The sequence below is a fragment of the Sandaracinobacteroides sp. genome, assembly GCF_057137845.1.
Genome location: NZ_DBNHFX010000097.1, coordinates 1 through 5415, shown reverse-complemented (window position 1 = coordinate 5415; position 5415 = coordinate 1). Strand labels below are relative to the sequence as shown.

3 protein-coding genes are annotated in these 5415 nt (G+C 64.7%); 2 read left to right on the top strand and 1 reads right to left on the bottom strand.

The window, feature by feature from the left end:
- The first annotated feature begins 107 nt into the window (after window positions 1-107).
- Together AC16JP_RS05090 and AC16JP_RS05085 are read left to right on the top strand one after the other, a co-directional pair.
- Complete coding sequence (locus AC16JP_RS05090) at window positions 108-1760, top strand: electron transfer flavoprotein-ubiquinone oxidoreductase (RefSeq protein ID WP_484339523.1); 1653 nt, start codon at window positions 108-110, stop codon at window positions 1758-1760.
- A gap of 162 nt (window positions 1761-1922) precedes the next feature.
- A complete protein-coding gene (locus AC16JP_RS05085) occupies window positions 1923-3263 on the top strand; it encodes a Gfo/Idh/MocA family protein (protein ID WP_484339522.1) in 1341 nt (446 codons plus the stop codon).
- Between the two features lie 8 nt (window positions 3264-3271).
- On the opposite strand, the gene AC16JP_RS05080 is transcribed toward AC16JP_RS05085, so the two are convergent.
- Window positions 3272-5415: DNA translocase FtsK (locus tag AC16JP_RS05080; RefSeq protein ID WP_484339521.1), on the bottom strand; the 2144-nt coding region annotated here is incomplete at its 5' end.

The window sequence follows — 5415 nt, the reverse complement described above, 5'->3', positions numbered from 1 at the left end:
GCCGGCGCATTTCGGGTTGAAAACCCGCGTCGCTGCGATGAATAGAGAGGATCAGGGTGCGCCACACGTCGCCCGGGCGGAATGCAAGGCCGGAAGGGATACAAGGAATGACCACACGCGAAGCGATGCCTTATGATCTGGTGATCGTCGGGGGCGGCCCGGCCGGACTTTCGGCAGCGATCCGCGCGAAGCAGGTTGCGGCCGCGCGTGGGGCCGAGATTTCGGTTTGCGTGCTGGAAAAGGGCTCGGAAATCGGCGCGCACATCCTGTCGGGCGCCGTGGTCGACCCGCGTGCGCTCGATGAACTGATCCCCGATTGGCGCGAACAGGGCTGCCCGATGGCCGAAGTGCCGGTGACGGAAAACCACCATTGGGTGCTGACCAAGGGCCGCAAGACGGAATTCCCGCACGCCCTGATGCCAAGCTTCATGAACAACGAGGGCACCTACACCGGAAGCCTCGGCAATCTCTGCCGCTGGCTCGCCGGTCAGGCCGAGGGGCTTGGCGTTGAAATCTTCCCCGGCTTTGCCGCAGCCGAAGTGCTGTTCAACGACGACGGCTCGGTGAAGGGGGTCGCCACCGGCGACATGGGCGTCCAGCGCGACGGCAGCCACGGGCCGAACTACCAGCCCGGCCTCGAACTGCATGCGAAATACACCTTCTTCGCCGAAGGCGTGCGTGGCCACCTGACGAAGCAGTTGATCCACCGCTTCGATCTGCGCGCGAACAGCCAGCCGCAGACATACGGCATCGGCATCAAGGAACTTTGGGACATCAAGCCGGAAAACCATGTGCCGGGGCGGGTGATCCACACGCAGGGCTGGCCCCTCACCGACGCGTGGGGCGGCGGCTTTCTGTATCATCAGGCCAACAATCAGGTTGCGCTTGGGTTCGTGGTCGCGCTTTCGTACCGCAATCCGCATCTTTCCCCGTTCGAGGAAATGCAGCGCTGGAAGACCCACCCGGAAATCCGCAAGATCCTCGAGGGCGGTCGCCGCGTTTCCTATGGTGCGCGCGCGATCAACGAAGGCGGCTGGCAGGCCGTGCCGAAACTGGTGATGCCTGGCGCTGCGCTGATCGGCTGTTCCGCCGGTTTCGTGAACGTGCCGCGCATCAAGGGCACGCATACCGCGATGAAAACCGGCATGATGGCCGCCGAAGCCGCCGTCGATGCAATCGCCGCCAACCGCGTAGGCGACGAGCTTTCCGCCTATGCAGCCGCCTATGAACAAAGCTGGGTCTACGAGGAACTGCGCGGCGTCCGCAACACCGAGCCGCTGGTCGCCAAACTGGGTGGAACCGTCGGCACGGCATTGGCCGGGATCACCATGTGGGCTGAACATCTGGGGCTGCGCATGCCCTTCACGATGAAGCACGAGCCTGACCACACCAAGCTGTGGCGCAAGGAACATTGCTGGCCGATCGAATATCCAAAACCCGATGGCGTGTTCAGCTTCGACCGGCTCTCCTCGGTGTTCCTTTCGAATACCAACCACGAGGAAGATCAGCCGGTCCACCTGCAACTGAAAGACCCGACGGTGCCGGTCAGGATCAACCTGCCCCTCTATGACGAGCCGGCGCAACGCTATTGCCCGGCGGGCGTATATGAAATCGTCGGCGCCGATGTCGGCGAACCACGGTTGCAGATCAATGCGCAGAACTGCGTCCATTGCAAAACCTGCGACATCAAGGACCCGACCCAGAACATCAACTGGGTAACGCCGGAAGGCGGTGGCGGGCCGAACTATCCGAACATGTAGAACCGGGATCCGATACAGGGCGGCGCTGTGTGCCGCCCAATATCAGTTTCAACCAAATCTTCCATTATCAAATAATATCACTATGTTGATCGACAATCTTAACTGTTTGAGCGAACAATAATCCGCTTGTACGCGGCACGCTGCCGGCGCACGATGCGCCGCATGACCGACATCTCCCGCCGCTCGCTCTTTGCTGGCGCCGCCGCCACTGCGGCCGCCGTATCCGCCCCCGCGCTTGGCGCTCCGGCCGCTGCCGGCTCGATGATGGGCTTTGCCGCCCCCCGGATACAGCGTGTGCGGGTCGGCATCATCGGTGTCGGTGAACGCGGCACGCCGATGACCGACCTGCTGCTGACGCTGGATGGCGTCGACATCCGCGCAATCGCCGACATCGACGAATTCGTGCTCGACCGGGCAATCGCCAAGGTGAAGGCAAAGCAGGGAACCGCGCCCCGGCGCGTGACCGGCGGGCAGGAAAGCTGGCGTGCGCTGGCCGACATGCCCGACCTGGATGCGATCTTCATCTTCACTCCGTGGCAATGGCATGCGCCGATGGCGCTGTCGGCGATGCGCGGCGGCAAACATGCGTTCGTCGAAGTGCCGATGGGGGTGACCATCGACGAACTCTGGGCGCTGACCGAGGCGAGCGAGCAAACGCAGCGCCACTGCATGATGATGGAGAATTGCTGCTACGGGCGCGAAGAACTGATGGTGCTGAACATGGTGCGGCAGAACCTGTTCGGAGAGCTGACCCACGGCGCCGGCGCCTACATCCACGAGCTGCGTTCGCAGATGCTGCGGACGACGCGCGGTGAAGGCGTGTGGCGCCCCGGCTGGCAGACGCGCCATCGCGGCAACCTGTATCCAACGCACGGCCTCGGCCCGGTCGCGCAATATATGAACATCAACCGCGGAGACCGGTTCGACTATCTGGTGGCAATGGATTCGCCGGCGCTGGCGATGCAAGCGTTCGCCCAGTCGCAGCTTCCCGCCGGCGACCCGCAGCGCAACTGGAAGTTCATCGCCGGCGACATGAGCTCTGCGCTGGTGAAAACGATGCGCGGACGGACCATCCTCGTCCAGCACGACATCAACACCCCGCGCCCCTATGACAGGCTGAACTATATTCAGGGCACCAAAGGCGCGTTCGGCGGCTACCCGGCCCGCATCGCCATCGACGACGGAAAAGGCGCCCAGCACAAATGGGACACCGACATGACCCGCTGGCAGCAGCGCTACGACCACCCGCTGTGGACGAAGCTTGCAACGCTCGCCACGGAAAGGGGCGGCCACGGCGGCATGGACTTTGTCATGCTGTGGCGGATCATCACCTGCCTTCGCGAAGGACTGCCGATCGACCAGCCCGTCTATGACGGCGCGGCGTGGTCATCGCTGTTCGACCTAACCGAACGGTCGGTCAAAAACCGCAGCGCCGCACAGGATATCCCGGACTTCACCCGTGGGGGCTGGCAGACCGCCCCCTCGTTCGACATCCGGGCGTAGCGCCCCCGTCAGGCGCGGTTTCCGGCCTCGTCCATCAGCACTTCGCGCCGGCCGACATGGTCGGGCGAAGATACAAGGCCCATTTCCTCCATCTGGTCGATCAGGCGGGCCGCCGAATTATAGCCGATCCGCATCTGCCGCTGGAGGTAACTGATCGTCGCCTTGCGGCTGGTCGCGACCACCTGAATGGCCTGCGATAGCTGGTCGCCCTCGCCGCCCGGCCCGGCCTTGCCTTCGCCACGCGCCCCGCCGGCGAAGCCCGGATCGCCGCCTTCCGGTTCCTCGGTGACGCCCGACACATAGTCAGGCACGCCCTGCGCTTTCCAGTGCTTGGCCACGGCCTCCACTTCTTCGTCCGACACGAAGGGACCATGCACCCGCACGCTCTGCTTGCCGCCGGGCATATAGAGCATGTCGCCCTTCCCCAGCAGTTGCTCGGCGCCCATTTCGCCCAGAATGGTGCGGCTGTCGATCTTCGACGTCACCTGAAAGCTGATCCGCGTCGGCAGGTTTGCCTTGATCACGCCGGTGATGACGTCGACCGAAGGCCGCTGCGTCGCCATGATCAGGTGGATGCCGGCAGCGCGCGCCTTTTGCGCCAGCCGCTGGATCAGGAACTCCACTTCCTTGCCGGCCGTCATCATCAGGTCGGCCAGCTCGTCGACGACGACCACGATCAGCGGCAGCGGCTCCAGCGGCAGCGAGATGTCCTCGAACTGCGGTTTGCCCTCCTCGTCCCAGCCGGTCTGCACCCGCTTCACGAAGGGTTTGCCGGTCTTCAGTGCCTCGCGCACCTTTTCATTATAGCCCGACAACGAGCGCACGTTGATGTGCGCCATGTTGCGATACCGCTCCTCCATCTGTTCGACGGCCCATTTCAACGCCCGGATCGCCTTTTGCGGTTCGGTAACGACAGGAGCCAGCAGATGCGGGATATCGTCATAGACGCTGAGTTCCAGCATCTTGGGATCGATCATGATCATCCGGCACTGGTCCGGGCGCAGCCTGTAAAGCAACGACAGGATCATCGCGTTCAGCCCGACCGATTTTCCCGAGCCCGTCGTTCCGGCGATCAGCAGATGCGGCATCGGCGCCAGATCAGCCACCACCGGCACGCCCGAGATGTCCTTGCCCAGAATCATCGGCAGCGTGCCCGACGAGCCCTGAAAACTGTCGGCGGCCAGAAGTTCCGACAGCGACACCATTTCCCGCTTCAGGTTCGGCAGTTCGATGCCGATCACATTGCGCCCCGGAATGACGGCCACACGCGCGGAAACCGCGCTCATGGAGCGGGCGATATCGTCGGCAAGGCCGATCACCCGGCTGGCCTTGATGCCGGGGGCCGGTTCCAGTTCATAGAGGGTGACGACCGGACCCTGCGCCAGACCGACGATCCGCCCCTTGACGCCGAAGTCGTCGAGCACCCCCTCCAGCAGGCGCGCGTTCTGTTCGAGGGCCGCTTCATCCAGCCCGGCAGACGTCTGGCGTGGCGGCGGCTTCAGCAACGACAGCGGCGGCAGATCCGCCCGATCACCGAGTTGCAATCCCGGCTGCCTGTCTGGCGCTTCGCGTTTGGGGGCAGCGCGTTGCACCGGCCCCGCTATGCGGCGTGTGGGCGCGTCCGGCTCGGCATCGGCGGCAGGCAGCGGGTTTGCGTGCACAACGCGATCCTCACGCAGCGTCGCCACCGGGGTTGCCACATAGGGGGTATCCGGTCCCTCCTCGTCGTCGCCTGCGCCGCGCCGGAACGGCCAAAGCCCGAACGCCGACGCCAGTTCCGCGCGCGTCAGCCGCAGGCCGATGATGAACAGCACGATCCCGACGATGGCAAGCACGCCCGCGAACAGCACGGCACCAAGCGCCGGGTCAAAGCCCGACGACCACGGCAGCGTCGCCACCAGCCGCGCCGCGATCAGCCCGGTCACGCCGCCCGCCCCGGCATCGAGCGCGCCGATGGCGGCAGGCCAGACGAGACCGAGCGCCGCTGACAGCGCCAGCACCGACGCAATCGTCGCGATGATCGATCGGCGCAGATGCCCGATGTCGCGCCCGACGATCAGGCGCAGGCCGTTCACCAGAAACAGCGGCACCAGCAGCGCCGATGCGAAACCAAAGCCCTGAAGCATGAGATCAGAGAGATAGGCGCCGGGCG